Origin of the sequence: Shewanella sp. AS16 (assembly GCF_021412365.1) — a bacterium.
In the GTDB taxonomy this organism is placed as follows: domain Bacteria; phylum Pseudomonadota; class Gammaproteobacteria; order Enterobacterales; family Shewanellaceae; genus Shewanella; species Shewanella salipaludis.
Window position 1 is genome coordinate 1 of sequence record NZ_JAKCLK010000424.1, and the last position, 282, is coordinate 282.

Genomic DNA, 282 nt, shown 5'->3' on the forward strand with positions numbered 1-282 from the left:
ACCCACCGGGTGCACCGAACGCCCGCCCAGCAGGCGGATGGTTTCATTACCCAATGCCTGGAGCCTCAGTCCCCTCCGCACCTCATCGGGGTAGTGGCGGGCCATCTCCGCCACATTGGCGTAACCCAGGAAATCCGGCGCGGCCAGCAGGTGGATGTGCAGGCTGTGGGATTCGATCCACTCGCCGCAGTAGAACAGCCGCCGCAGATCGCGCACCCAGGGGCCGGGGTCGACGCCAAAGATGCCCTCCAGGGCCTGGACGGCGCTCATCTGGTAGGCCAC

General features: G+C 67.0%; 1 protein-coding gene. It reads right to left on the bottom strand.

The features are described from left to right. A partial coding sequence (locus LZP73_RS20940) for a hypothetical protein (protein WP_234236918.1) occupies positions 1-282 on the bottom strand: 282 nt, incomplete at both ends.